The organism is Escherichia sp. AM3 (genome assembly GCF_032029835.1).
Taxonomy (GTDB): Bacteria; Pseudomonadota; Gammaproteobacteria; order Enterobacterales; family Enterobacteriaceae; genus Escherichia; species Escherichia coli.
In genome coordinates, this window is record NZ_JAVUPQ010001305.1 from 1 (window position 1) to 236 (window position 236).

Here is a 236-nt window from a genome sequence, read left to right on the forward strand (position 1 = left end):
CCTGACTTTACCGGTGCGCTGAAGGGCAGTACCTTCTGGGCGGGTAAGCGTTTTGATCGCGACAACTTCGACATTCACTGGCTGGATTCCGACGTGGTGTTTCTCGCCGGGACCGGCGGCGGCGTCTACGACGTGAAGTGGAACGATACGCTGCGCAGTAACTTCTCCCTTTATGGCCGTAACTTCGGCAGCGAAGAGGAGATCGACAACAACGTTCAGAACTACATCCTCAGCAT

General features: G+C 55.9%; 1 protein-coding gene. It reads left to right on the forward strand.

Going from position 1 to position 236, the window contains the following annotated elements:
* On the forward strand, positions 1 to 236 hold a 236-nt coding region (locus RTW80_RS30805; protein WP_312722057.1), incomplete at both ends, for a carbohydrate porin.